21 protein-coding genes are annotated in these 26,151 nt (G+C 60.5%); 9 read left to right on the top strand and 12 right to left on the bottom strand.

Annotated elements, in window-relative coordinates:
• Positions 1 to 81 precede the first annotated feature (81 nt).
• From HDE76_RS19930 to HDE76_RS19920, 3 genes are all read right to left on the bottom strand, one after another.
• Entirely contained in the window at positions 82 to 3,807 is a 3,726-nt protein-coding gene (locus HDE76_RS19930; RefSeq protein WP_179481156.1) for a glycosyltransferase, read from the bottom strand.
• A gap of 97 nt (positions 3,808 to 3,904) precedes the next feature.
• Positions 3,905 to 4,363: a hypothetical protein gene (locus HDE76_RS19925; protein ID WP_179481157.1), complete on the bottom strand. Its 459-nt coding sequence runs from the start codon at positions 4,361 to 4,363 to the stop codon at positions 3,905 to 3,907.
• 112 nt (positions 4,364 to 4,475) lie between these two features.
• Entirely contained in the window at positions 4,476 to 5,771 is a 1,296-nt protein-coding gene (locus tag HDE76_RS19920) for a glycosyltransferase family 4 protein (protein WP_184510122.1), read from the bottom strand.
• Positions 5,772 to 6,064: 293 nt separating this feature from the next.
• Here HDE76_RS19920 and rfbB point away from each other — a divergent pair, with 293 nt between their 5' ends.
• The 5 genes from rfbB to HDE76_RS19895 are packed head-to-tail and all read left to right on the top strand — an operon-like array spanning position 6,065 to position 10,926.
• Positions 6,065 to 7,114 (top strand): dTDP-glucose 4,6-dehydratase, encoded by a 1,050-nt coding sequence (rfbB, locus tag HDE76_RS19915; RefSeq protein WP_184510120.1) that lies wholly within the window; start codon positions 6,065 to 6,067, stop codon positions 7,112 to 7,114.
• Positions 7,111 to 8,016 (top strand): glucose-1-phosphate thymidylyltransferase RfbA, encoded by a 906-nt coding sequence (gene rfbA / locus HDE76_RS19910; RefSeq protein ID WP_184510118.1) that lies wholly within the window; start codon positions 7,111 to 7,113, stop codon positions 8,014 to 8,016. Before rfbB ends, rfbA begins: the two co-directional genes overlap by 4 nt.
• Entirely contained in the window at positions 8,013 to 8,570 is a 558-nt protein-coding gene (gene rfbC / locus HDE76_RS19905; RefSeq protein WP_179481164.1) for a dTDP-4-dehydrorhamnose 3,5-epimerase, read from the top strand. The genes rfbA and rfbC overlap by 4 nt, the downstream gene beginning before the upstream one ends.
• Positions 8,567 to 9,496, top strand: a complete 930-nt coding sequence (gene rfbD / locus HDE76_RS19900) for a dTDP-4-dehydrorhamnose reductase (protein WP_179481166.1) — start codon at positions 8,567 to 8,569, stop codon at positions 9,494 to 9,496. The genes rfbC and rfbD overlap by 4 nt, the downstream gene beginning before the upstream one ends.
• A gap of 17 nt (positions 9,497 to 9,513) precedes the next feature.
• Positions 9,514 to 10,926, top strand: a complete 1,413-nt coding sequence (locus tag HDE76_RS19895; RefSeq protein WP_179481168.1) for a mannose-1-phosphate guanylyltransferase/mannose-6-phosphate isomerase — start codon at positions 9,514 to 9,516, stop codon at positions 10,924 to 10,926.
• Between the two features lie 51 nt (positions 10,927 to 10,977).
• On the opposite strand, the gene HDE76_RS19890 is transcribed toward HDE76_RS19895, so the two are convergent.
• From HDE76_RS19890 to HDE76_RS19865, 6 genes are all read right to left on the bottom strand, one after another.
• Complete coding sequence (locus HDE76_RS19890; protein ID WP_179481170.1) at positions 10,978 to 11,832, bottom strand: class I SAM-dependent methyltransferase; 855 nt, start codon at positions 11,830 to 11,832, stop codon at positions 10,978 to 10,980.
• A 112-nt stretch (positions 11,833 to 11,944) separates the two neighbouring features.
• A complete protein-coding gene (gene glmS, locus HDE76_RS19885) occupies positions 11,945 to 13,774 on the bottom strand; it encodes a glutamine--fructose-6-phosphate transaminase (isomerizing) (protein WP_184510116.1) in 1,830 nt (609 codons plus the stop codon).
• Between the two features lie 105 nt (positions 13,775 to 13,879).
• Positions 13,880 to 15,250: a pyridoxal-phosphate dependent enzyme gene (locus HDE76_RS19880; protein ID WP_179481174.1), complete on the bottom strand. Its 1,371-nt coding sequence runs from the start codon at positions 15,248 to 15,250 to the stop codon at positions 13,880 to 13,882.
• A 190-nt stretch (positions 15,251 to 15,440) separates the two neighbouring features.
• Positions 15,441 to 15,668 (bottom strand): YdcH family protein, encoded by a 228-nt coding sequence (locus HDE76_RS19875; RefSeq protein WP_179481176.1) that lies wholly within the window; start codon positions 15,666 to 15,668, stop codon positions 15,441 to 15,443.
• Between the two features lie 369 nt (positions 15,669 to 16,037).
• Entirely contained in the window at positions 16,038 to 16,703 is a 666-nt protein-coding gene (locus HDE76_RS19870; RefSeq protein ID WP_179481178.1) for a hypothetical protein, read from the bottom strand.
• Entirely contained in the window at positions 16,700 to 17,287 is a 588-nt protein-coding gene (locus HDE76_RS19865) for a DUF4398 domain-containing protein (RefSeq protein WP_255457855.1), read from the bottom strand. Before HDE76_RS19865 ends, HDE76_RS19870 begins: the two co-directional genes overlap by 4 nt.
• 302 nt (positions 17,288 to 17,589) lie before the next feature.
• Here HDE76_RS19865 and HDE76_RS19860 point away from each other — a divergent pair, with 302 nt between their 5' ends.
• Positions 17,590 to 18,702, top strand: coding sequence for a PilT/PilU family type 4a pilus ATPase (locus tag HDE76_RS19860; protein WP_179481182.1), 1,113 nt, complete (start codon positions 17,590 to 17,592; stop codon positions 18,700 to 18,702).
• A 64-nt stretch (positions 18,703 to 18,766) separates the two neighbouring features.
• On the opposite strand, the gene maiA is transcribed toward HDE76_RS19860, so the two are convergent.
• Positions 18,767 to 19,441 (bottom strand): maleylacetoacetate isomerase, encoded by a 675-nt coding sequence (gene maiA, locus HDE76_RS19855; protein WP_255457857.1) that lies wholly within the window; start codon positions 19,439 to 19,441, stop codon positions 18,767 to 18,769.
• A 182-nt stretch (positions 19,442 to 19,623) separates the two neighbouring features.
• Between maiA and HDE76_RS19850 the strand changes: the two genes are divergently transcribed.
• A complete protein-coding gene (locus HDE76_RS19850; protein WP_179481184.1) occupies positions 19,624 to 20,802 on the top strand; it encodes a phosphoglycerate kinase in 1,179 nt (392 codons plus the stop codon).
• Positions 20,803 to 20,895: 93 nt separating this feature from the next.
• Here HDE76_RS19850 and HDE76_RS19845 read toward each other — a convergent pair whose 3' ends face one another.
• Positions 20,896 to 22,062, bottom strand: a complete 1,167-nt coding sequence (locus tag HDE76_RS19845; protein ID WP_179481186.1) for a DegT/DnrJ/EryC1/StrS family aminotransferase — start codon at positions 22,060 to 22,062, stop codon at positions 20,896 to 20,898.
• Positions 22,063 to 22,067: 5 nt separating this feature from the next.
• A complete protein-coding gene (gene tkt / locus HDE76_RS19840) occupies positions 22,068 to 24,062 on the bottom strand; it encodes a transketolase (protein WP_184510112.1) in 1,995 nt (664 codons plus the stop codon).
• Positions 24,063 to 24,387: 325 nt separating this feature from the next.
• On the opposite strand from tkt, the gene HDE76_RS19835 reads away from it, so the two are divergent.
• Together HDE76_RS19835 and HDE76_RS19830 are read left to right on the top strand one after the other, a co-directional pair.
• Positions 24,388 to 25,113 (top strand): outer membrane beta-barrel protein, encoded by a 726-nt coding sequence (locus HDE76_RS19835; protein ID WP_179481190.1) that lies wholly within the window; start codon positions 24,388 to 24,390, stop codon positions 25,111 to 25,113.
• A 332-nt stretch (positions 25,114 to 25,445) separates the two neighbouring features.
• Positions 25,446 to 26,123: an outer membrane beta-barrel protein gene (locus HDE76_RS19830; protein WP_179481192.1), complete on the top strand. Its 678-nt coding sequence runs from the start codon at positions 25,446 to 25,448 to the stop codon at positions 26,121 to 26,123.
• Positions 26,124 to 26,151 lie beyond the last annotated feature (28 nt).

The raw sequence follows: 26,151 nt of genomic DNA, 5'->3' as shown, positions 1-26,151 counted from the left end.
CGCATGTTACGGGGATGACAGGCAGGCGTCCAAGGAAGGGATAAACCACATATCGCGCAAATCAGGAGACGGGCCAGTATCTCAAGCAAGCTTCCAAGGTTCCTGCCATTGCTCATGATGGCGGTCGAGAAGCAGGTTAAGCAGCCGATCGGTCGTCTCTTTCCAGCTGAGCGTCGCGTCGGCGCGAGGCTGCTCGGCGGGACGATCCGAGGCGGCCGCGGATCGAAGCGCATCCACCAGAGTAAAAAGCTGTTCTGCATCGAAGTACTCGGCAAATGCGGAGGAAACCTCGCGGAAAACCGGAATATCCCGCGCAATCACGGGCAACCCTTTCTGCGCGGCCTCGACCAGCGGTAGCCCGAAACCCTCGCCTTCCGAAGCCGCCACAAGGGCGCGCGCGACATCGTATAGTTGCGCGAGATATTCATCGCTGGCATGCTCCAGCCAGATCAGCTGGCTTCCAGCATGACTGTGCAAGCGCATTCTGGCCGCTACCTCGTCGGCCATCCAGCCCTGTCGTCCAACGACGACCAGGCAAGCCGCAGAACCCTCTTCCCATAACTCTTCGAAGGCATCCAGCACCAGCGCGTGGCCTTTGCGGGGCTCGACAGTGCCAACCATCAGAAAGGTTGGAGCGGCACGAAGCCGAGCCAGAACCCGCGATGCATCTTCAGGCACGCCCAAACTTGGGCGCGTAGAGTCTGGGTCATTGCCGGGGTAGAAATAGCCCAGGCGTAAGTCGCGCCGACGATTCGGCGGATGTTCGTCGAACCATCGACGCAGATCCTCGGTCACCGACTTCGATATACCAATCAATCCCTCGGCATAACTGCCAATGCACCGAAGCCAGCCGGCATGCATCTCGGCAATACCTTCGGGAAACCGTGCCGGCATCCGCACCGGCAGCAGGTCATAAACCACAAAAAACATCCGAACGCCGCGTACTCGCCAAGCATCAAGCAACGCCGTCTGCGTCGGCAGGATATCCGCCACCCAGTCCAGCCCCAGCAGCAGGTCTCCGGCACGCGGTACTACCTCATCTTCCGGTAATTCGAGCGTGAGGCAATCGAGCAGCTTCAAGCCATAGCGATTGGCCAGAAGATAGCGTCCGCCCTCCATACGCACCGGCTGGATCCGGTAGTGCTTCTGGTCGATCTGAAGCAACGACAGCAGTACGCCACGCACGACACGCTCTATACCGGTATGCAGAACGCTGGACGCCGTTGCCGTGACATCGACGTATAGACTCGGCAACTCCACACGTGGCAGGTTCGCAACCAAGCTACGACGCATGCGGTGCCAGTCCACACTGCCAACGGCGAACGCCTCGGATGTTCGCATCGCCTCCGCCATCAGACGCTGCCGGGAAGCCGAAGGCGAATCGAGCGTGAACTGTTCGATGACATCGCGATAGTGCAAACCTACGGTGGAGGGATGATGCTCTCGCTCAATCCAGCGGGAAGCTTCCTCAGCCAATTCCGCCCGGCGCGATGCATCTTTGCGCAATGACTGCAAAGCGGCCACCAGCTCTGCGTCGCTGAAGCGATCGCCGATCTTCAAGACTACGGTGTCAGGCAACTCATCAGCAGAACCATTTGCATTGACGATGGCAGGAACTCCGTGGCCAAGCACGTCGAAGATGGCTGCAGACGTCTCCCCACGCGAATCGGTCCGCAACTGCACGGCAAGGTCGGCAACTGCCAGATAATCGGCATAGGTATCGGCACTGACAAAGCCTGTGATGCGGATACGCCCGCTACCGCCCACCCGGATGGCTGCCGTCAACGCATCGCCATAGTCACCCCCATGGTTTTCACCGACAAAAACCAAATGACAGCGAACATCTCTGGCCAGCGAAGACTGCAACCATGCCTCCAATAGGCGATGATTCAACTTCGTGGGCGCCAGCATGCCGAAACTGCATACGACGAAATCATCCTGCCCGATACCCAGCAACCGGCGCGCTGCTGGCTGTTGACATAACCTTTGCCCCTGAGGGAAGGGGACGATCCGGAATTTGTCGGCGGCGGCTGGGCCAAAGAAGCGCGCTGCCTGCTGTATGGCATAACGCGAGTGCACGATCACGCCCAGCGCCCCATCAATGACATCGCGATTGATCGGGTAGGTATTCAGTGTCGACGAGCGCCCGTGCATCAAGTCGTGCGAAAGTCCCGCATAACCGTGGCTTTCGTAAAGCATCCGCAAAAAGGCGGCCGCGTCTCCCGCCTGATTCGCCATCCAGTTCCGGGCGGCCCCCAGCCAGGAGTCATGCAATACGACGACTCCCGGATGCTGCTCCAACAGACCGAACATATGGGCATGAAACGGCGAATTGCCGAAGTGGTACAAAACTCTTGCGCAGGGATCTACCTGCTGGCTAAACCAGCGCACTGAGCGGACCGGAAAGTTGGCTTGTATCCATGGATCGACCACCTCTGCCGAGTCGATCACCACGTCAATCACATAGTGGCTAGCCAGCTCACGCAAAAGGCGAGCGCTGTAGTCGGCAATCCCCGAACGTGCAGGCGGCAGTGGCGAGACATAGATCAGCCTAGGCCGTGGTCTAGTACGAAACTCGGTTGTTTTTGAGCGATTCGAAAACCGCTCGATGGCCGCCAGTGCCTTGCGCGCGCTGGCCGGCCAGGTGAACTGAAGCGTCTGTACTTCGGAGTGAGTTCGCAGACTATCGATAAAACCGCTGTCCGAGAGCGCCTGTTGAAGCTTGCTCGCTATCGCGCTCTGGCTGCGCGGATCGAACAATGCATCCGATCGCCCCACCACTTCCGGCAAACTGGCGGCATCCGAACAGATGACTGCGGCTCCACAGGCCATGGCCTCAAGTACCGGAAGCCCCAGTCCTTCGTGCAACGAGGGCGATATGAAAAGCTCGCAGCTCGAATACAGACTGGTCAGGTCGTTGTCATCCAGCGCACCAGTGAAGACGAGATTTGTCCCTGACAGACCGTTCTGACGGCCTATCAGGGCCAGCCTTTTTTTGTCTTCGTCGCTGCAGCGTCCGGCCAGCACCAACTGATGACTTGACCTAGCGGATGCCTGCAGATCGGCAAACGCAGCTATCAACGTATCCACATTTTTGTGACTGTCGAAACCGCCGGCGTAGAGCAGAAAACCCGGATGCAAGTTCCACTGCTGCTTCCATCGATCCCAGGTCATTGCATCTGCTGGACGACGATAGAAAACGGGATCTGCGGCCCCATGTACGACGGCAATGCTATCTGCCTGAATATGCAGATGCTCGACGGCCTCATGACGGGAAGATTCCGAAATTGCCAATAGCAAATCGCAGCGTTTCAGCAAACCCACACGCCGCAAATACCATTCCCGATATAGGGAATTCTGAAGATATCGATGGGAGTGCAAAAAAGGGATCAGATCGTAAAGCGTGGCGACATGCTTGCAATCCGTATGGCCCGAGCCCAGTGCCGCTGTCGAATCATCGCCCCAGCCTTCAAACAGGCTGCTGTGCCAAATGCAGTCCGCCTGCATGCCATCCAGGGCGGCGGCATGTGCGGCCGCCGCGATCCTCTGACTCGACCCATTCCCGACGTGGAAACCGGCTATGCCAACTGGCAACTCATTGATCACCACTCGCCGACGCGGGACAAATTCCTCGAACTGCTCCATCAGGCTGAGCGACGTTTCATTTTCACGCCCATTGAGCAGCAACCAAAGCTCGTGATGCGTCGCCTCTTGAGCAAAGGCTTTCGCCATCGCCAACGTATAGCGTCCGATGCCACGATACCGGCTGTTTGACTGTGCGCCCTGGAGGTCAAGCACGATTTTCATCGGCACCCTTCGGATGTCCATGGAGCGATTGGCGAAGTCTTTCCTACGATCGACAGGGTGAACGAGCCAGTGATTTTAGCCATCGGGAGCAAGTCGATTACGGATACAGTCTGGACCGAGCACGCGCATGAAGAGCCGGTGCAATGCGCGAAAAGGCAGGACCCAGACGCGTGCGACGTATCACCCAACGCACAGCATCCAAGATGACAGGCTTTATGCGCCGCGTTCGCATCGAGAAGTTGCGCAGCGGCGCTGTGATGCGCCAGGAACGGCTAGCCTCCATGGAAGCGCATCTCCGATCGAGTTCGATCAGGGCCTGATGGCATCGCTCAGCCGATTTCTGAAGCGCATGCAAGCGCTTCAGATAATCGTGATTGACCAGCAGCAACGCATCGTGCTCGCTGCGAAGCCGATCGAGGCGATCATGCATCACCGAGCAATCGTTTTCCACTTTCACCAGACGGTTGAGCCGTTGATCGGCGAGCGCCTTCCAATCCAGCATACGCGGCACCCCTGACTCAGCCGTGTCGATCCTCTCGCCATGCTCGTCACTCATGATTCGTATTTCCGTAAGGGCAGTAGCGCCGCACCGTTTATCACCACCAGCGATAGAACAACATTACGCGCTTGAATGAGCAGACTTACGGTAGATCGACATTGAATACCGTTCATATGATCACATCGCGAGAGGCTCCAACGAATCGCAGTCGTTCCGACAAGACACGCATGCAAGCGGCGATAGAAAAATCGCGCGCTATATCGATCGAAGCTTGCGCACCAAGGCGTTTGGCCAGTGCGCGATCATAATGCAAGCTTCTGAAATGATGCGCCGCGTGGCCTGGATCGGGATCGGCCCACTGCTGTCCCTTTGCATGTGGATAGTCGCTCGCCCCAACCGGGATCATCCGATAATTCACCAGACAGCTGTTTGCCGGTGTCATGAACTCCATATTCCCCGAATAGGCCGTTGCCACCACCGGCTTGCCCATGCACATGGCTTCGGCGATGCCGAGACCAAAACCTTCGCTGCGATGCAATGAGACGTAAACATCGACACAGCGGTGCAACGCCTGAAGATGAGCCCGCTCAAGCATGTCATCGCGAATGATAATGCGTCGGTCCACCGATGCCGCTGCCAGCAGCTGAATCAGCTGCGGCGCATGGCGATGCCCGTTGCTGGATTTGATCAACAGGGTCACTTTCTCATCGCCCCGGGGGAAAGCAAGGCAAAAAGCCTCAATCACCGCCCGGGGATTTTTTCGCGCGATCGTTGAATTGAAATCAAAGGCGCAAAAGTAGATATAGCTGTCTTCATCAAGACCAAAGTGGCTTCGCTGCAGGCCACTATCCTCACCCGGCACGACGGGCAAAGGCACGCGCGTCACTGGCTTGTTGCAAATCCTGCGAATGGATTGTTCGACGAAGGCCGAAGACACCATCACTTCGTCAACGTCATCAAGCGCGTGCAGCCATCCCTCAGGAAAATTCTCCAGCTCCCAGAACCAAAATCCGATCACATGCTGTCGGGATGTGGCATCTCGACCGATGCTTATTTGGGTATCTTTCCAGTGATCGGGATTGACAAAAATAAGGTCATGCGTGAACCGGACCGCCCCGCCAAGGTGGGGAGCCAGCGTATTGTCGTTGCGCTCATGCGGAATATCGATATCGACATCGTGGATGGCAACCGGATATCCCGACACAAGCATGGCGTTTGCATAAAGCCTCGCGCATTCTCCTAGGCCGAGCCAGCGGGAAAAATAGCCATATAGGTTGATACCCGCACTACTGTCATACCGCCATTTGTTAAACGAATCAGAGAGCGTCGGGGCCTGCGCCAATGCTGAACGTTTCAACCACTCACCGGTACGCCGAAATTGGAGCGCATCCACGGCCGATCGCTCCAGCGCTTGGCGCATCGAGTGTTTGAAGGAAAAAGGCAGCAACCGGCGCACGGGAGCCATGAAAGCACTCGATGCCGCCCGAATCAGCAGCGCACGCAATGGGGAACGTATCGATTGGCGTTGTGTCAACGGCAAACTACCTCAGCAAAACTGAAACTTGAGCAATATACGCATCGCTCCAAGTGGAGCGGTCATGATAATTACGAAAACGGCTTGACCTGATACACGCCGAGGTTCGGAAATTTTGCGTTTTTAAATTATCCGGCGTGAACAAACCCCGCAAGACCAGAAGAAGCACGCAGCGCGGCACGCCCTCCTATGTCAAAATGGCCAAGTTGACCTTGGAGATATAGATGAAAACATTGCTGGTCACCGGTGGAGCCGGGTTCATCGGGGCAAATTTTGTCCTGCAGGCTGTCAGCGACGGGCTGACGGTCGTCAATCTTGACAAACTTACCTATGCGGGTAATCCCGACACCCTATCCTCGTTGCAGCATAATCGCCAGCACGTCTTTGTACAGGGCGATATCGGCGACCGTGAGCTTGTGGCCAGACTCCTTGCAGAGCATCGGCCGGATGCTGTGGTCAACTTTGCTGCCGAGTCGCACGTCGATCGGTCAATAGACGGCCCTGCCGAATTCGTGCAAACCAACGTCGTTGGCACCCTCGCGCTGTTGGAGAGTGCGCGCGACTATTGGCGCGGCCTTGATGAGACTAAACGCGACGCATTTCGTTTCCTGCACGTATCGACCGATGAGGTCTACGGCTCGCTGGGCGCCGAGGGCAGTTTCACCGAGCAGACCGCCTACGCTCCCAATTCGCCCTACTCCGCGTCGAAAGCCGCCTCCGATCATCTGGTACGTGCGTTTCATCACACCTATGGCCTGCCCACGCTGACGACCAACTGTTCGAACAATTACGGCCCTTACCAGTTCCCTGAAAAGCTCATCCCGCTGATCATTCAAAAGGCGCTGGCCGGGGAGGCGCTTCCGGTGTACGGCGATGGCCTGAATATCCGCGACTGGCTATATGTCGGCGATCACTGCAGCGCGATTCGTCGCGTACTGGACTCTGGACGTGTGGGAGAAACCTATAACGTCGGCGGCAACGCAGAGCGTGAAAACATCGTCGTGGTGAAAGTTATCTGTGGGCTGCTGGACGAACTCCAGCCGCTGACTGATGGGCGCACGCGCGAATCGCTGATCACCTACGTGAAAGATCGTCCTGGGCACGATCGCCGTTACGCGATCGACTCGAGCAAGCTACAAAACGAACTCGGCTGGAGGCCGTCGCAGACGTTTGAAACAGGAATTCGCGAGACTGTCGATTGGTATCTATCGCACCAAAACTGGACCCGGCGCGTACTCGATGGCAGCTACCGCATGGAGCGCCTTGGCTCGTGAAGACCAATACCGTCAGTCAGACCGAGAAAGGCATCATTCTAGCGGGCGGTTCCGGCACTCGGCTTTATCCCATTACGCGCGCCGTCAGTAAGCAACTGCTGCCGGTGTACGACAAGCCGATGATTTATTACCCGCTGGCGACCCTGATGCTGGCGGGCATTCGTCAGATATTGATGATCAATACGCCGCATGAGCAAGCGATGTTTCAACGCCTGCTAGGCGATGGCTCGCAATGGGGTATCGATATTCACTACGCCGTACAGCCGTCACCCGATGGGCTGGCACAAGCTTTCACTATAGGTCGCGATTTCGTCAACGGCAAATCCAGTTGCCTGGTGCTTGGCGACAATATTTTTTATGGCGTCGGCTTGAGTGAACAACTTCATCGCGCGGCTTCGCGCGACCGTGGCGCCACCGTTTTTGGTTATTGGGTGAAAGACCCCGAGCGTTACGGAGTGGCGGAATTCGACGCCACGGGCAAGGTCATCGGCCTGGAAGAAAAGCCGGGCCAGCCAAAATCGCACTATGCCGTCACTGGCCTCTATTTTTACGACGGTCGCGTATGCGATTACGCTGCCGATCTCAAGCCATCGCACCGTGGTGAGTTCGAAATCACCGATCTCAATCGCTGCTACTTGGACGACGGATCGCTGCATCTGGAGCAGTTGGGCCGCGGCTTCGCGTGGCTGGATACGGGCACCCATGACTCCCTGATGGAAGCAGGCAACTACATTCAGACCATCGAAAATCGACAGGGGCTCAAAGTGTGCTGTCCCGAAGAAATTGCCTACAACAACGGCTGGATCGACGCGGAGCAGTTGCTGAAACTGGCCGCCCCGCTGATCAAGACTGGCTATGGCCAGTATCTGCAGCAACTGACCCGTCAAGAGTACGCCCGATGAAAGTGATCGAAACCACGTTGCCCGGGGCGCTGATTCTGGAGCCACAGGTGTTTGGCGACAGCCGCGGTTTTTTCTATGAGAGCTATCATCAAGCCCGTTATCGAGACGCCGGCGTCCTAGGAGACTTCGTCCAGACCAATGTCTCGCGCTCAGCCAAGGGCGTATTGCGCGGTCTCCACTATCAGTGGCCGAAGCCACAGGGCAAACTGGTCAGCGTTCTCGAAGGTGAGGTATACGATGTCGCCGTCGATATCCGGCGTGGCTCGCCGAATTTCGGACAGTGGGTCGGCGTAATGCTCACGGCCGACAATCACCGCCACTTCTGGATACCGGAAGGTTTTGCACACGGCTTCTGCGTGCTGTCGGAATTTGCCACGTTTACCTACCAGTGTACCGCGCTATATGACCCGGCGGCGGATGCCGGCGTTCGCTGGAACGATGCAGATATCGGCATCGACTGGCCTGTAAGTGAGCCCCTGTTATCCGATAAGGATGGTAAGACGCCGCTGCTGAAAGATATTGCAGACGATCGACTGCCGGTGTTTCAACAGTGAGGATCCTGCTGCTTGGCGGCAACGGACAATTGGGCCGTAGCTTTATCGGCGAAAGCAACCTTGCCGCTCGCGGCGAATTGGTCGTCGCCAGCCGTGACGGCACGCTGGTAGATGGTGGCCGAGCCGAGATCGGCGATCTTTCTGCGCCAGAAGCACTCGCTGCCTTGCTTGATCGAGTGCAGCCCGAGATCATCGTGAACGCCGCTGCGTACACCGCGGTCGATCGCGCCGAGCAGGAAGAAGAATTGGCTGATCGCGTGAATGGTCAAGCGGTCGGCGAAATCGGGCAGTGGGCCGTCGCTCATTCGGCGAAGGTCATTCACTATTCCACCGATTACGTTTTCGACGGGCTGCAATCTCAACCGTACGCCGTGGATGCGCATACAGCGCCGCTCGGCGCTTATGGACGCAGCAAACAGCGCGGGGAACAGCTACTGCGCGACAGTGGCGCGGACCACATTATCCTGCGCACCGCGTGGGTCTATGCCGCGCACGGGCAAAACTTTTTGCGCACCATGCTTCGTTTGGGCAGCGAGCGCGATGAATTGCGCGTCGTTGCCGATCAGCACGGAGCGCCTACCGATACAACACTCATCGTCAAAGGCAGCCTCGCGGCACTTGACCGGTGGCTATCGGATGATGACGGACACATTAAAGGTGGCACCTATCATCTGGTTTCCAGCGGCGAAACCACGTGGCATGGCTTTGCTGAAGCGATCTTCGACACTGCCATGAGCTTGGGAATACTGGCTCGCCGGCCCAAGGTCACGTCAATTTCCAGTGCCGAGTTCCCCACCCCAGCCGCTCGGCCGGCTTGGTCACTTCTGGATAACCGCGGTTTTCAGGAGAGCTTCGACTTCAGCTTGCCCGATTGGCAGCAAGGCCTGCATGAGGTCATGTCGAAGCTTGCTGTTTCCAGCCACTGATTCGGGGCCCGGCAACCATGTTGATTCCACTGATCCTCAGCGGCGGTAGCGGCACTCGGTTATGGCCAGTGTCGCGCAAAAACCTGCCGAAGCAATTTCTCGCCCTGGCCGGCAAGGGCACCTTGTTCCAGCAAACGCTGCAACGGACGCGACAACTGCCTGACCTGGCTGCGCCCATCGTCGTGGCTAGCGATGACCATCGCTTTCTAGCCGCGGATCAGCTGCTCGAACTGGGTATCGATAATGCAACGATCGTGCTCGAGCCGCTGGCGCGCAACACCGCCCCGGCGATCGCCCTGGGCGCCCTGCAGGCATTGCGGCGCGGCGGCGATCCTTTGCTGCTGGTGCTGCCCGCGGACCACCTGATCGGCGACACGGACGCCTTCTTGAATGCGGTACGGCAAGCCACGCCTCTGGCCGAACAGGGCTGGTTGGTAACCTTCGGCATTCGCCCGGATCGACCCGAAACCGGCTTCGGCTATATACGGCGTGCGCAGGCGATCAACGTAGACGGCTACCAAGTGGGGCAATTCGTTGAGAAGCCCGATCTGGCGACAGCTGAGTCTTATCTAGCCGATGGACGCTACGACTGGAATTCCGGCATGTTCCTGTTCAAGGCATCGCGTTACCTGGAGGAACTGGCACAGCATGCGCCGACGATGCTGGCTGCGGTACGCGACGCCGACGCGAAGACGACAGCCGATCTGGATTTTGTGCGGATCGATCAGGAAGCTTTTTCTCTGGTGCCGGATCGCTCGATCGACTATGCCGTGATGGAAAAAACCCTGCGCGCAGCGGTTATTCCGGTGAGTTGCGGCTGGAGCGACATTGGCTCATGGTCAGCACTTTGGCTGACCGGGGAAAAGGACGCCGACGGCAACTTGAGCGAAGGCGACACGCTGAGCATCGATAGCCATAATTCCCTGCTGCGTTCGCATGATCGCCACCTGCTGGCCACGGTCGGCATCGATGATCTGATCGTGGTGACCACGCCAGACGCCACACTGGTCGCCCACCGCAGCGCGGCACAGGACGTAAGGCGTGTCGTGGAGCAGCTGAAGGCATCCAGCCGCACCGAGCACTCGCTGCACCGTGTCGTGCACCGGCCATGGGGAAGCTACGACTCACTAGAATCGCGTGACCGTTTTCAGGTCAAGCGCATCGTGGTCAAGCCGGGGGCCGCGCTGAGCCTGCAAAAGCATCATCATCGCGCCGAACACTGGATCGTGGTGTCGGGCACCGCAGAGGTGACATGCGATGAAAAAGTTTTCCTGCTCGCTGAGAATGAAAGCACCTATATTCCCCTTGGAAGCGTGCATCGTTTGCGCAACCCTGGCAAGGTAGTTCTGGAATTGATCGAGGTGCAATCGGGCAGCTATCTCGGGGAAGACGACATCGTGCGTTTTGACGATGTCTACGGTCGATCCTGAAAAGACCCAGAGTTACTTCAGCCAGTGTGATCAACCACCGTCCATCGGAGATCAGAGGGACATATCAACCTGGGGCTTGCGGGCAATGATCAGCTGGCTCTTGGGCATGAACTGGTCGAGTTTCCGCTTTAGCTCCAACCCCCGCCGTGTCTTGAGCACCATTTTCCAGGTCGTGTTCCAGTTATCCAGAATGGGATGGCTCTCGCCCAGCTCGACGCCACAAGCCCAGAAAAGTGCCCACCACATACCCCAATAGAATCCGTAATAGGTCTGTTCCTGGACGATCAGTCCGGCCTGGCGAACCATCTCGGCGAACTGCTCTCTTTCGATAATGCGGATGTGATTCGGCTTTTCGAAATAAGAATCGGGCGCAACATGTTTCTGCATCGCCTCATGCAACGGATCGGGTACCGTCAGCAAATAGATCGCTCCGGGCTTGCCGATCCTGACCAGTTCGGACAATACCCGACTCGGATCGTCGACATGCTCCAGTACCTCGGAGCAGATCACGCGAGTGGCTATGCCATCGGCCAGCGGCAGCGGATCCGAGTCGCTGACGTGGGTCGCGTGAGCTCTCGCTGACGAATTCACCAAGCGGGCAGCAATGTCGGCAATGACATTGGCATCGATATCCACCGCGACGACTTCCGCGCCGCGTTGGGCACAAAACAAAACTGCGCCACCGTCGCCACAGCCCACATCAACCACTACGTCGTCGGCGCTGATGTGAACACCGCGAAATACTTCATCGCTGTCGTTTAGATACCAGCCGCTGAGCCCGGCATCGACCAGACCTAGCCAGCTGACGTCGAATTCGGGGATCCCGGTTTCGGAGTTCGCGGAGCCGGCTTTCTGATCCGGCAAAGGGAAATCCTCAGCATTCGGACTATCGACATGCTCTTTCAACGATCCGCCCTCTCGGCAGCTACGAAAATGCGGCGCGTCTTACTCATGCGAAATTTCTCGGACGGGTATTGCCTGTCTCACTCGCCAGACCCCATCGGCACTTCAATCCACCTCACTCCACTGTCACCGATTTAGCCAGGTTTCGCGGCTGGTCGACATCGGTGCCGCGCAGTACGGCAACATGATAAGCCAGTAGTTGCAGCGGCACGGTAAATACGGCTGGAGCGATGAAACTGCCGCCGGCGTCGACGCGCAGCATGGCGCCGTAAGTGGCCATATCGTCCATGCCGGCGGCGCCATCGGCGAAGACGATCAGCCGGCCGCCACGAGCGCGGACTTCCTGCAGGTTGGATTTGAGCTTGTCGAGCAGCGGACCGTTGGGCGCGACGGCGACCACCGGCATGTTTTCGTCGACCAGTGCCAGCGGCCCGTGCTTGAGTTCGCCGGCGGGATAGGCCTCGGCGTGGATGTAGGAAATTTCCTTGAGCTTGAGCGAGCCTTCCAGAGCCACCGGATACTGCGCCCCCCGGCCGAGGAACAGCGCGTGCTCGTGATGAATGAATTCGCCGGCCAGCGCCATGATCGCGGGCTCAAGCTTCAGCGCGTTTTCGATCGCGCGCGGGAGGTGCTGTAGTTCAGTGCAAAGACTGGCATAGCGATCGGGATCCAAGCCGTTGCGGCGAGCCAGCTCCAGCGCCAGCAGCGCCAATGCGGCAAGCTGCGTGGTGAAGGCCTTGGTCGATGCGACGCCGATTTCAGGACCAGCACGCGTCATCAGCTTTAGGTCCGCTTCGCGCACCAAGGACGACTCGGGCACGTTGCAGATCGCCAGTGTGCCGAGGTAGCCACGCCGGCGTGACTCGCGCAGCGCGGCGAGCGTGTCGGCGGTTTCGCCGGACTGCGAGATAGCGACAAAGAGCGAGTCCGCCGGCACCACCGCATCGCGGTAGCGATACTCGCTCGCCACTTCGACGCTGACGGGTAACCGCGCGTATTCCTCGATCCAATATTTGGCCACCAGGCCGGCGTGATAGCTGGTGCCGCAGGCGATGATGTGCAGGGCGCGGGTGCGCTGCAGCAGCGCGTCGCTGTCGATGCCGAAGATATTCGGCAGCACGCCTTTCGGACCGATGCGAGCTTCGAGCGTGTCGGCCACCGCGCGCGGCTGCTCGAAGATTTCCTTCTGCATGTAGTGGCGATATTCGCCACGCTCCACCGCATCGGAAGACAGCTCGCTCTCATGCACCGCGCGTTGAACCGGGCTACCGTCGAGACCGTAGACGTGCACGCTGTCGCGGGTGATCTCGACCACATCGTCCTCGTCGAGATAAAGCATCTTGTTGGTTACCTGGATCAGCGCCTGGGCATCGGAGCCGAGAAAGTTCTCGCCGATGCCCAGGCCGACCAGCAGCGGCGCACCCCGGCGGGCGCCGACCACGTGGCCGGGTTCGTCGCGGCTGATCACAGCGATCGCGTAAGCGCCTTCGAGACTGCGCACTGTGGCGAGCACGGCTTCGCGCAGATTCAGGCCTTGCAGGATATGGCGCTCGATCAGAGCGGCCATCACTTCGGTGTCAGTTTCCGAGGTGAACACGTGACCGCCCGCTTGCAGCTCGCTGCGCAGGCTGACGTAATTCTCGATGATGCCGTTATGCACGAGGGCGACGCGTCCAGCGACATGCGGATGCGCGTTGGCTTCGTTCGGCACGCCGTGTGTGGCCCAGCGCGTGTGCGCAATGCCGGTGCCACCGGGGAACGGATCGGCGAGATACAGCGCTTCCATCTCGCGCACCTTGCCCTTGGCCCGCACGCGCCGAAGCGTGCCGTGGTCGAGCACGGCCACGCCGGACGAATCGTAGCCGCGATATTCCAGCGCCTTCAGTCCGACGATCAGCAGCGGCGCAACATCACGCTGGGCGGCGGCAGCAACGATTCCACACATGGGCGACCTTGATGGTTTGACGGAGCGCGCGGCTCCCTTGAAGTACTGAGTTTGGCGAGCGCGCATTGCTGCCAGCTTTCATCCCTGCGCCGGCCAGCAACGCCGCTAGTTCACCTTGCGCCGCAGATAATTCAACAGATCGATGCGGGTGATCAGGCCGAGAAACTGATCGCCATCGACCACGATCGCCACGTGACCGCGCTCGAACACCGGCAGCAGCGATTCGATCGGTTCGCTGACGGGCAGCATCTGCAGGTTGCTCATCATCGCGGTGGATACCGGATCGCGGAAGCGCGTCTCGTCGGCGTGCACGTGCATCAGCACGTCCGACTCGTCGACGATACCGACCAGCTTGTGACCGTCCATGACCGGCAGCTGCGACACGTCGTACAGCTTCATGCGGTTGTAGGCAGTGATCAACAACTCGTGCGGGCCGATCACCACGGTGTCTCGCTGCGCGAACGGACGCAGCAGCAGGTCGCGCAGATCGCCCTGCGGCTCACGCTCGAGGAAACCGTTGTCGAGCATCCAGTAGTCGTTGTACATCTTGGACAGATACTTGTTGCCGGTATCGCAGACCAAGGTCAGCACGCGCTTATGCCGGGTCTGCTCGCGGCAGTATTTCAGCGCCGCCGCCACCAGCGTGCCCGTGGACGAGCCGCCAAGGAGTCCTTCCTTCGCCAACAGCTCGCGTGCCGTCAGAAAGCTTTCCTTGTCGGTGATCGCGAAGGCCTTGGTCACCCGGGTGAAGTCGCTGATCGACGGCAGAAAATCCTCGCCGATGCCTTCGACCATCCAGCTGGCCGACTTGGTCGAGAGCGTGCCTTCATTGATGTACTGGGTCAGGATCGAGCCGACCGGGTCGGCCAAAATCAGCTCGGTGTGCGGCGAGTGCTCGGCGAAATAGCGCGACAGACCGGTGATGGTGCCCGACGAGCCGCAGCCGACAACGACCGCATCCACGTTGCCGTCCATCTGTTCGAGCATTTCCGGACCGGTGGTCTGAATATGCGCGGCCGGGTTGTCCGGATTGCCGAACTGGTTGATGAAATACGCCCCGGGCGTTTCCTGCGCGATGCGCTCGGCCATGTCCTGGTAATACTCGGGGTGACCCTTGGCGACGTCCGAGCGGGTCAGCACCACTTCGGCGCCCATCGCCTTGAGATTGAAGATTTTCTCCCGGCTCATCTTGTCCGGCACCACCAGAATCAACCGATAACCCTTCTGCTGCGCGACCAGAGCCAGCCCGAGTCCGGTATTGCCCGCCGTACCCTCGACCAGGGTGTCGCCGGGCTTGATCTTGCCGGCCTTCTCGGCGCCCTCGACCATCGACAGGCCGATACGATCCTTGATCGAGCCGCCCGGATTGGTGCTTTCGAGCTTGAGAAACAGCTCGCACAGCCCGGTATCCAGCCGCTGCGCACGCACCACCGGGGTACGTCCGATCAGTTCGAGAACACTCTGGTGGACCGTCATGAAAACTCCGCGAAAGGGCTGGGCCGACACGTGCTGCGGCGGCCCGAAAAGACGGCCATGATAACCGAGCCACGCGAATGCCCGCTCACAGCGTCCAAACGCAGCGGCCCGGCCTCTCCAGTCGCGCGGAGAACCGCGGCCAGGGTTTCGTCGAGTCAGGCGGTATGTGATGACTCGCGCACAGCGCGAATCAGTGGATGAGCGGTGCCCTGGCTGCCCACATGCGCTCCAGCCGCACTTTCGCCTGCAGCTTCTCTTTTTTCATGCTGCTGAGAGTGGCGTCGTCGATCGGGAGTACGCCGATATCGGCGTCGTGCACCTTGCTGTCCAGATGCTGATGGTGCTGGTAGAGCCGGCGAAACTCGGCGTCTGTTTTCATCAATGCTTCGACATCATCGCGATGCTGGTTTTCGAACATGATCCGACCTCCTTGGGAGTGGATGAGCGGATGCCCTGAAACCGGGCATCCGCCAATGCGTGGAATACCTGCCGCGGCTTGTTTGGTAGCGGGCTGGATTGAGCACCGATGCAAAACCAAAACCTTCAGCAAATCAAGCATTACCCATACTTGGGGAAGCCGCGATGGGAATTCGACCGTACTCCGCCCACCTGGAGCGCGCAAGTTGGCCGCTCCGAGGCGTGGATGACATATGGCCTGGGCCGAATCAGGCGCGCAAGCAAACGCTGTATACAGGTATACAGGCCGCCAGAGCTGGCGCTAGACGCAACAACGAGAAAACGCTCGATACAGGTATTGCGTGGCGGACAAAGGCCGCCACGCGTCGTTTCACTGCTGATCGTCCGCCGGCGGCTTCTTGGCTTTTTTATGCGTCGCCGGTGCTGGCGTATCGGACGACGACGAGTCGCCCTGCATCTGAGAGCGCATCGCCTTGGCCGCCTGCGCGGCCAGCGCAGCCTCGCGCTTGGCGGCACCGGCAACCTTGCTCTGGGCAGCAGCGAGCTTCTTCGCCTGATCTGCCTCGGCACGGGCTTGTTCGGCGGCCTGCGAAGCGGCTTCACCCTGCTGCTGCAGGCGGGCGGACTCTTCCTGCGCCAGCTGGTACTGCATGCGCTGGCGCTCCAGCTCGCGCTGCGCGATGTCGGCCTCGTTGCGGCTGTTCTCAAGCAGGATCTGATCGTGCTCACGATCCAGCTGGGTCGATTTGACCTGAGCGTCCTGCAACTGTGCGGCCGCTCTGGCCAGATCCACGCGACGTTCGGCCAGATAGAGATCGTGCGCGCGATCGCGCGACTTGGCCTGGGCCAGCCGATTGATGGCATCGCGCGCGCGCGCCTGCTCTGCTTGCGCGTAGCTGCCGAGTACAGGATCGCTGGCCAGCTGGTCGAGGTTGCCGTTCAGGCGGTTGATGTCGATATCGTCGTTCTTGGCATGCGCACCGGCGGCGGCCAAGGCCATTGCCGCGGCGGCAAAGGTAACCGTGAAACGCCTCATGGATGGCCTCCCTGGTTGCCGGTATCGGGGTTGTTCGAATCCGCTGGCTGACCCGACGCAGGCGACTGGCCTGGTTGCGGCAGCGTTTGGTCGGGCAAGGTCTGCTGTTGCTGTTCTGGCATCGTCTGGAAGCCGCCACCCTGCGAAGGCTGGGAAAGCGTTGACGAAGACGGCGCCGGCATATCCGGCGGCGGCGGCGTCGGGATGCTGCTCGATGTCGCGCCGGCCGGATCGGCCTGTTGCTGCTGTTGTTGTTGCTGGAGCTGCTGTAGCTGGGCCTGTTCCTGCTGTTCGCGCTGCGCAGCCGCCGCTACCACCTGCTGGCCTTCGGCGCGAAGGCTGGCGTTTTCCTGCGTCTTGTTCTGGATCTGCGACCGTGCCGCGGCAAGGCGCGCCTTGGCGGTCGCCAACTCGGCGTCGGCGCGGGATTCTTCGGCCAGATTTTCCGCATCGGCATATTTGCGATTGGCGAATGCCGCCTGCGCCTGTTGGAACTTGTCCTGGGCAAAACCCAGGTCGACCGGCGCGTAATCCGCCGCGCCGGCATCGCGCGCGCTCTGCAGACGAGCCTGCGCCTCGTTCATCGAGTCATTCGGCGGCGGCGCGGAGGCGCAGCCACCCAAAGCAAAGACCACGGCCAACAGCGCCGTGGCTGCCGGAAGACGGCTCGTAGAACCAGCCGTTCGGAAAAAGATGTGCACCATCACATTCCTCATAGAGTGTCGCGACGTATTGTGGGCGGGCATAATCCATGATTGCAACGCGCAATTTCTCGACGCGTCGCCTTGATGCATCATTTACACGCACAATGGCTACATAGCGTGAGATTACGCAAGATCGAATCAGGCGATCATCGTAACCGGCGCATTCCTAACAGGGGCTAGACGTGGATATCGGTTACTTCCTCAAGCTGATGGTAGACAAAGGTGCGTCGGACATGTTCCTGACCACCGGCGCACCGGTGAATATCAAGGTCGAGGGCCGGCTTTACCCGCTGGGCAATACCGGGCTGCCCGCCGGCATGGTCAAAAAGATCGCCTATTCGCTGATGGACGAGGGCCAGGTGCCGCAGTTCGAGCGTACGCTGGAACTGAACATGGCGCTGGCTGTGAAGGAGGCGGGCCGCTTCCGTATCAACGTGTTCAAGCAGCGCGGCGAAGTGGGCATGGTGATTCGCGCGATCAAGAGCGAGATTCCCAGCGTCGATCAACTGCAGCTGCCGAATATCTTCCGCGACCTGATCATGGAGCCGCGTGGGCTGATTCTTGTCGTCGGCGCCACCGGTTCGGGCAAATCGACCACGCTGGCGGCCATGATCGACCATCGCAATATCCATTCGCCTGGCCATATTCTGACTATCGAAGACCCGATCGAATATCTGCATCGGCACAAGAAATCGATCGTTAACCAGCGCGAAGTGGGCCTGGACACGCACAGCTACAACGAGGCGCTGAAAAACGCGATGCGCGAGGCGCCCGACGTGATCATGATCGGCGAGATCCGCGATACCGAAACCATGGAAGCGGCGATCGCGTTTTCCGAAACGGGCCACCTGTGCCTGGCCACCCTGCATTCGAACAACGCCGACCAGACGCTGGAGCGCATCCTCAACTTCTTCCCCGAGGCCTCGCACAAGAACGTTTTGATGAACCTGGCGCTGAACCTGCGCGCTGTGATCAGCCAGCGCCTGGTGGTGGGCAAGGACGGCCGGCGCATTCCCGCGGCCGAGGTGCTGCTGAACACGCCGCTGATCCGCGACATGATCCGCCGCGGCCAGATCCACGAAATCAAAGAGGCGATGGATCGCAGCCTGCAGGAAGGCATGCAGACCTTCGATCAGTCTCTGTACCGGCTGTACAAGGATGGCCGGGTGTCGCTGGAGGAAGCGCTCAACAAGTCCGATTCGCGCGATGGCCTGTCGCTGAAGATTCGACTGGCCGAAGGCGGTACGGACAACCAGGAACTGGCCGGCAACGACCCATACGGCATGGGCTTTTGAGGAGCCTGCTTCCAGGTTCGGATTGTTGCGGCAGTCCGCATCTGCGACCGCAGCCGAACCTGCGTTAAGCGGGCGCCGCAGCCGGCGCATCCGGCTGCGCTTCGGGCGCCGCCCGCCGAAACGCTTCCAGCGCACTGCACTCGTCGTAGATGCGCTGCAGCGTCGGGTAGGGCTCCAGCGACAGCTTCCAGCGCAGCGCATTGTAGAACTGCGGCACTAGACAGGCGTCGGCCATGCCCGGCACGTCGCCGTGGCAGTAACGGCCGGTCGCCGCGTTGTTGGCCAGCATGGTTTCCAGCGCGGTGAAGCTCACCGCGATCCAGTGCCGCGACCAATCGGCACGCTGCAGCTCGTCGGCATTGAACGTCGACTGCAAATATTGCAAAACGCGCAAATTGCCGATCGGATGGGCGTCACTGCTCACCGTCATGGCCAGCGCCCGCACGCGCGCCCTGCCCCGCGCATCGGCCGGCAGCAGCGCCGGCTCGGGATGCGTTTCGTCGAGGTATTCCATGATCGCAAGCGACTGGGTGACGACCCGCTCGCCGTCGAGCAGCGAGGGAACCAGCTGGCTTGGATTGATCGCCTGGTAATCGGCCGAATGCTGCTCGCCGCCGTCACGAACCAGATGCACGGGACGCGAGGCGTAGCTCAGTCCTTTCAGATTCAGCGCAATACGTACGCGATAGGCCGCGCTGGAGCGCCAATAGTCGTAAAGCACAAAGCCCATCGTCGTCATTGCCGGCCGCCCTCCCAAAGGCGCAGTGTAGCCAAGCGCGGGCGTCGATAAAGCCCCGTTCCAGACGCGCATGCATCGAATCGGTTTGCATCGACTTCCGCGGCGGCCGACAATAGCCGGCTGAACAGCCGTTCAGCGCTCTCTTTCCAACCTCAGCTTTCAACCTTCACCGGAGTTACGCCGTGTCCGTTATTCGCATGAGCGACCTTGATTTGCGCAACCAGCGCGTGCTGATTCGCGAGGATCTGAACGTGCCGATCGACGACCACGGCCATATGACCTCCACCCAGCGCCTGGAAAGCTCGCTGCCGACGATCGTCGCGGCGCGCGACGCCGGCGCGCGCGTCATGGTGCTGTCGCACCTGGGTCGGCCGAAGGAAGGCCGCTTCGACGCCGAATCTTCGCTCGCACCGGTCGCCGAGTGGCTGAGCAAGCAACTCGGCAGCGAGGTACGGCTGGTCGCGGACTATCTCGATGGCGTCGAGGTGGCTGCCGGTGAAGTGGTGCTGCTGGAAAATTGCCGCATGAACGTCGGCGAAGGCAAGGACGACGAGGCGCTGGCCAAACGCTATGCCGCACTGTGCGACATTTTCGTCATGGATGCCTTCGGCACCGCGCATCGTGCGCAGGCCTCAACGCACGGTGTGATCAAGTTCGCGCCCATCGCAGCCGCCGGCCCGCTGCTGTGCGACGAGCTCGACGCGCTGGGCAAGGCGCTTGAACATCCGGCGCATCCGCTGCTGGCGATCGTCGCCGGCTCCAAGGTGTCGACCAAGCTGACCCTGCTGGAAAACCTGATCGGCAAGGTCGATCAGCTGATCGTCGGTGGTGGCATCGCCAATACCTTCATCGCCGCGCTAGGCCATTCGATCGGCAACTCGCTGTGCGAACCCGACCTGATCGACGCCGCCAAAAAGGTCATCGCCGACGCCAAGCGTCGCAAGGTCGACCTGCCGATGCCAGTCGACGTGGTCGTGGCGACGGAGTTCTCGGCCAATGCCACCGCCACCATCAGGCCGGTGCATCAGGTCAAGGACGACGAGATGATTCTGGACATCGGACCAGAAACCGCCGCGAGCTACGCCGAGCTGATTGCCAAGGCGGGCACGGTGGTGTGGAACGGCCCGGTTGGCGTGTTCGAGTACGACGCCTTCGGTAAGGGCACTGAAACGCTGGCGAAAGCGATCGCGGCGTCCAAGGCGTTCTCGATTGCCGGCGGCGGCGACACGCTGGCAGCGGTGGAAAAATACGGCATCGCCAAAGACGTTTCTTACATCTCCACCGGCGGCGGCGCGTTTTTGGAATTCCTCGAAGGCAAGGAATTGCCGGCGGTCACGGCGCTGAAGGCGCGGGCTCGGTAATAGCGTAGCGAGGAATGAAGGGCCAGTAGCTGGGACGTCTTTGAGCCGCCCCGCAGCCGCCTGGCTCAATACCACGCTAGTTCAGAGGCAACGTCAGCCGACGATGCGCCGCACCGCGGCGACAACGCGTTCGATGTCGCCATCGCTCAAGCCCGGCGACAGCGGCAGGCTGACTGTCTGCCGGCCCAGCCGCATCGCGTGCGGCCACTGTTCGGGGCGCCAGCCGAAACGCTGCTGGTAATACGGGTGTTCGGGCACCGAGAGGTAGTGCACGCCGGTGCCGATACGCGCATCGTTCATCGCGTCGAGAAATGCATCGCGCGTCACCCCGCAGCGTGCGGCGTCGATCATCACCGTGTACAGATGGAAACCGTGACGGGTGTCGGCGTCGGGCTCCGAGGGCAATTCCAGCGGGAGATCCGCCAGCGCCTGCTGATAAAACGCCCAGATCTCGCGTCGGCGCTGCCAGTGCGTATCGACCTTGGCCAGCTGATGCAGGCCGATGGCCGCCTGCAGATCCATCATGTTGTATTTGAAACCGCACTCGACGACTTGGTAATGCTTGTAGCCGGCGTCGCCGAAACGATGCCATGCGTCCTTGCTCATACCATGCAGGGCGAGAATCCGAGCCCGCGCAATACGCTCCTCGTCGCGCCCCAGAATCATGCCGCCCTCGCCGGTGGTCACATTCTTGGTGACGTAGAAACTGAAGCAGCCGAAGTCGCCGAAAGTGCCGGCTGGCCGGCTGCGATACTCGGTTTCAATCGCGTGCGCACAATCCTCGATCACCACCAGATCGTGCCTGGCGGCAATCGCCATGATCGCGTCCATGTCGCACGGCCGGCCGGCGAAATGCACCGGCACGATGGCCCGCGTGCGCGGCGTAATCGCCGCCTCGATCGCGGCCGGATCGATGTTCTGCGTGCGCGGATCGACGTCCGCCATCACCGGCGACAACCCCGCATGCAAAATCGCATTGACCGTGGCGCAAAAGGTCAACGGCGTGGTGATCACTTCGGCGCCCGGCTCCAGCGACGCGGCCACCATGCTCACGTGCAGAGCCGCGGTACATGAATTGACCGCGGCGACCTGGCTGGCCTGCACGCGCCGGTAGGCGGCGAAATCCTTTTCCAGCCGGGCGACGCGCGGACCGGTGCCGAGCCAGCCCGAGCGCATGCAGGCCTCGACTTCGGCGATTTCCTCCTCGCCGATCTTCGGGGCGCCGAAAATCAGGAAAGGCTCCTTGGTCGGCTCGCTCATCGAGCTCAGCCGACGACCCGCTTCACCGCGTCGATGACCTTGGGCGTGGTGATGCCGAAATAGTCGTAAAGCTGCGCGGCAGGTGCGGAGGCACCGAAGGTGGTCATGCCGATCACGTCGCCATCGAGGCCGACGTACTTGCGCCAGTAGTCGGCGATACCCGCTTCCACCGCCACGCGCGCACGGCACCAACCGGGGAGCACGCCCTCGCGATATTCCAGCGGCTGCGCATCGAAGACCTCGGCGCACGGCATCGAAACCACGCGCACGGGCACGCCCTGCTGCGCCAACGAGCGCATCGCTTCCATCGCCAGCTCCACCTCGGACCCCGTGGCGATGATGATGGCCTTGAACTGGGTATCGAGCGGATCGGACAGCACGTAGCCGCCGCGCGCGATGTCGGCGACCTGCCGCTCGCTGCGCTGCTGATGCTTGAGCGTCTGCCGGGAAAAGATCAGGCAGCTCGGCGCACCAGCGCGCTCAATCGCCAGCTTCCAGCACATCGCCGACTCCACCGCATCGCACGGCCGCCACAGATGGTTGTTGGGAATGTAGCGCAGGCTGGCCATGTGCTCGACCGGCTGATGGGTCGGGCCGTCTTCGCCCAAGCCGATCGAGTCGTGGGTGTAGACGTGGATGTTGTGCGCCGGAATCAGCGCACTCATGCGTACGGCGTTGCGCGCGTAGTCGGAAAACACCAGGAACGTGGCGTCGTACGGGATAAAGCCGCCATGCAGGGCCACGCCATTGGCGATCGCGGTCATGCCGAACTCGCGCACGCCGTAGTGCACGTAGTTGCCGTCCTTCTCGCTGATGTCGACGCTGCCCTTCCACTTGGTCAGGTTGGATCCGGCCAGGTCGGCCGAGCCGCCGAGCAGTTCCGGCAACAGCGGGCCGAACGCGTCCAGCGTCATCTGCGAGGCCTTGCGCGAGGCGACCTCCGGGCCGTCGCTCTGCACCTTTGCCACATAGGCGGCCGATTTTTCCGCCCAGTCGGCCGGCAGCGTACCGGCGAGGCGACGCTTCAGCTCGGCCGCCAGTTCAGGATGCGCCGCGGCGTAGGCGTCGAATAGCGTGTTCCAGTCCTGTTCGCGCTTGGCACCGGCCTCTTTCGCATTCCAGCCGGCATAAATGTCGGCGGGAATTTCAAAGGGTGCGTAATGCCAGTTGAGCTGCTCGCGGGCCGCGGCGATCTCGGTCTTGCCTAGCGCGGCGCCGTGGCTTTCTTCTTTGCCCTGCTTGTTCGGTGCGCCGAAGCCGATAATGGTTTTACAGCAGATCAGGGTCGGCTTGTCGTGCTGCGAGGTGGCTTGGGCAAGCGCCTGCTTGATCGCTTCGGCATCGTGGCCGTCGACGTGGCGGATCACGTTCCAGCCGTAGGACTCGAAGCGCGCCGGCGTGTCGTCGGTAAACCAGCCATGTACCTCGCCGTCGATCGAGATGCCGTTGTCGTCATACACGGCCACCAGCTTGCCGAGCTTCCAGGTACCGGCCAGCGAAGCGGCTTCGTGCGAAATGCCTTCCATCAGGCAACCGTCGCCGAGGAAGACGTAAGTATGATGGTCAACCACCGCATGCCCTGGGCGATTGAAGTGCGCCGCCAGCGCCTTCTCCGCCAAAGCGAAACCCACAGCGTTGGCCAAGCCCTGTCCGAGCGGACCGGTTGTAGTTTCCACGCCCGGCGTTTCGTTGAACTCCGGATGCCCGGCGGTATGCGAATGCAGCTGGCGGAATCGCTTGAGCTGGTCGATCGGCAGATCGAATCCTGTCAGGTGCAGCAGCGCGTACTGCAGCATCGAGCCGTGGCCGTTGGAAAGCACGAAGCGATCGCGATTGGCCCACTTCGGGTTGCCTGGATTGAACTGCAGAAAGTCGTTCCAGAGCACTTCGGCGATATCGGCCATGCCCATAGGCATGCCCGGATGGCCGGAATTGGCGGCCTCGACGGCATCCATGGCAAGGGCACGCACGGCGTTGGCCAGTTCGCGTCGGCTAGTCATCGGCAGATCTCCAGAAGATTCGGCAAACGTGAATTGTCGCCGATCGGCCGTGCGCTGTCGCCGACCCGCTGCGCGCGTATTTGCAAACCGCGCCGCTTGGTCAGCCACCGTCACGCCCGCTGCACGTGCATGTTGCTGCACGACAACAAAAAATTAGCGAATTAACTCATCCTTAATTTCTCCGAATCGGATATCGCTTGGCTTCAGACTTCCAAGTGTTAAATGCGTGTTGTGCGATCCCCGCGCACCACCGTTGAACGCATCCCCAGGCGCTCGACGGGTAGTTGCCTAAACCAAGCATAAGAATTCAAGAAAGGAGCTTCCCATGAAAAAGACACTACTCGCCCTTGCCCTCGTGACGACCGGCCTGGTGACTGCGCCCGCTTTCGCGCAAGACGCCGCGGCCCCTGCCACCGGCAACTATCAGTCCAGCCAGGCTGTCGGCAGCGGCAACTGGTTTGTCGACCTCAGCGCCGGACGCACCGATGGCTACAGCAAGAACAGCGACTTCGGCAGCGGCTTCAGCAACGGCTCCGGCAGCCTGTTCAGCAACAGGAACGGCCGCCGCACGGGTTACGGCTTGCTCGGCGGTTACCGCTGGAAGGTCGGCCCGGATCTCGGTCTGGGTCTGGAAGCCGGCTACACCGATCTGGGCAATTACAAGCTGAGCAATATCGGTGGCGGCAATGGCTCGGTCAATCAGAGCAACCGCGAGAATGCCCTGCGCGGCTGGGTGGCCGGCGTCAACGGCCGCATCAACCTGCTGCCGCAGTGGTACATCAGCGCTCACGGTGGTTACTTCCATGCCAATAACAACGGCGGCGCCTACAACGACACGCTGAGCCAGGACCTGTTCCACGGCGGCGATCGTGGCGGTTTCTACGCCGGCCTGGGCACCGGCTGGGATGTCAATGAGCACTTCGGCATTGGCGTGAAGTACGACTACTACCACGTGTCGGCCGGCAACATTCACGACACGCCGACGAACTCGGACTTTGCGGTCCGTCGCACCACCGGCATCGTGTCGCTGGATGCGGAATACCGTTTCTAAGCTGTGTTTTGAAACGCTTTAAAGAACGAACCACATGATATTGACGGGCGCCCACAGGCGCCCGTTTTTTTGGATGCCTAAGAGCCTGTTCATGATCTCCCGTACCTCGCATTGCCATCAGCCTGAACTGCTCGACCGCCTCAAGAAATTGGCTACAAAGCCTTAAAAAATATTGACATTAACGCCGGCTTAATTATGTACTTAACGGTATTGAAACTCTTCAGGTGCACTCCCATCTAATACGCCAGCACCGCCCAGAGCAGGTGCGACGTCTGCGCCAGCCGAACCCCCGGCAGCGCGGACGGACCCAAAAAAGTTAGGAGTACGCCCCCATGAAAAAGACACTGTTTGCCATCGCACTCGCCACAGCCGGCGTCCTCGCCATTCCTGCCGCCTTTGCGCAAGATGCTTCCACCGACAGCAGCACCCAGGCTGGCTGGAAGTCCCATTCCGGTTGGTATATCGATGGTGATCTCGGCACCAGCCGCGCCAACGACAACCAGACCTACCGCAAGGCCAACTATGCCGGCGCGCTGACTGGCGGCTACCGCTGGGCCGTGAGCCCTGACATGTCGGTCGGTGCCGAGTTGGGTTACGTGTATCTGGGCAAGTTCGACGCCAAGTCCGATGTCAACCAGAACTATCTGGCCAACGGTGGCAGCATCGGTGGTGCACGTTCGAACCTGCGCGGCGCTACCCTGGGCGGCGCGATGCGCCTGAACCTCACGCAGGCCTGGTACATCAACCTGCGCGGCGGTGTGTTTGACGCGCACGGCTCGGCACTGTCGGAAGACACGCAGTTCCCGGTGCGTCGCAGCTTCTCCAACAACATCGGCTACTACGCCGGTTTGGGAACGGGCTGGGACATCAACCGGAATTGGTCGGTGGGTGTGAACTACACCTATTACGGCATCAACCGCGACCCGAGCCTGACCAACGGCCAGATCGCCGGCACGCGCGTGGGTCTGGACACCAATACGCTGACGGCCAGCGCCGAGTACCGCTTCTAAAAAGAAGCTCTCGATGCGCGTCGGGTAT

It is taken from the genome of Rhodanobacter sp. ANJX3, from assembly GCF_014200755.1.
GTDB lineage: Bacteria > Pseudomonadota > Gammaproteobacteria > Xanthomonadales > Rhodanobacteraceae > Rhodanobacter.
This window is presented reverse-complemented; position numbering and strand designations above follow the sequence as displayed.

What these genes read in the sequence shown, in the direction of transcription:
- HDE76_RS19930 (WP_179481156.1), bottom strand. Translation starts at nt 3,807, where the DNA reads ATGAAAATCGTGCTTGACCTCCAGGGCGCACAGTCAAACAGCCGGTAT.
- HDE76_RS19925 (WP_179481157.1), bottom strand. Translation starts at nt 4,363, where the DNA reads ATGAGTGACGAGCATGGCGAGAGGATCGACACGGCTGAGTCAGGGGTG.
- HDE76_RS19920 (WP_184510122.1), bottom strand. Translation starts at nt 5,771, where the DNA reads ATGGCTCCCGTGCGCCGGTTGCTGCCTTTTTCCTTCAAACACTCGATG.
- rfbB (WP_184510120.1), top strand. Translation starts at nt 6,065, where the DNA reads ATGAAAACATTGCTGGTCACCGGTGGAGCCGGGTTCATCGGGGCAAAT.
- rfbC (WP_179481164.1), top strand. Translation starts at nt 8,013, where the DNA reads ATGAAAGTGATCGAAACCACGTTGCCCGGGGCGCTGATTCTGGAGCCA.
- HDE76_RS19895 (WP_179481168.1), top strand. Translation starts at nt 9,514, where the DNA reads ATGTTGATTCCACTGATCCTCAGCGGCGGTAGCGGCACTCGGTTATGG.
- glmS (WP_184510116.1), bottom strand. Translation starts at nt 13,774, where the DNA reads ATGTGTGGAATCGTTGCTGCCGCCGCCCAGCGTGATGTTGCGCCGCTG.
- HDE76_RS19880 (WP_179481174.1), bottom strand. Translation starts at nt 15,250, where the DNA reads ATGACGGTCCACCAGAGTGTTCTCGAACTGATCGGACGTACCCCGGTG.
- HDE76_RS19875 (WP_179481176.1), bottom strand. Translation starts at nt 15,668, where the DNA reads ATGTTCGAAAACCAGCATCGCGATGATGTCGAAGCATTGATGAAAACA.
- HDE76_RS19870 (WP_179481178.1), bottom strand. Translation starts at nt 16,703, where the DNA reads ATGAGGCGTTTCACGGTTACCTTTGCCGCCGCGGCAATGGCCTTGGCC.
- HDE76_RS19865 (WP_255457855.1), bottom strand. Translation starts at nt 17,287, where the DNA reads ATGAACGAGGCGCAGGCTCGTCTGCAGAGCGCGCGCGATGCCGGCGCG.
- maiA (WP_255457857.1), bottom strand. Translation starts at nt 19,441, where the DNA reads ATGACGACGATGGGCTTTGTGCTTTACGACTATTGGCGCTCCAGCGCG.
- HDE76_RS19845 (WP_179481186.1), bottom strand. Translation starts at nt 22,062, where the DNA reads ATGAGCGAGCCGACCAAGGAGCCTTTCCTGATTTTCGGCGCCCCGAAG.
- tkt (WP_184510112.1), bottom strand. Translation starts at nt 24,062, where the DNA reads ATGACTAGCCGACGCGAACTGGCCAACGCCGTGCGTGCCCTTGCCATG.
- HDE76_RS19835 (WP_179481190.1), top strand. Translation starts at nt 24,388, where the DNA reads ATGAAAAAGACACTACTCGCCCTTGCCCTCGTGACGACCGGCCTGGTG.
- HDE76_RS19830 (WP_179481192.1), top strand. Translation starts at nt 25,446, where the DNA reads ATGAAAAAGACACTGTTTGCCATCGCACTCGCCACAGCCGGCGTCCTC.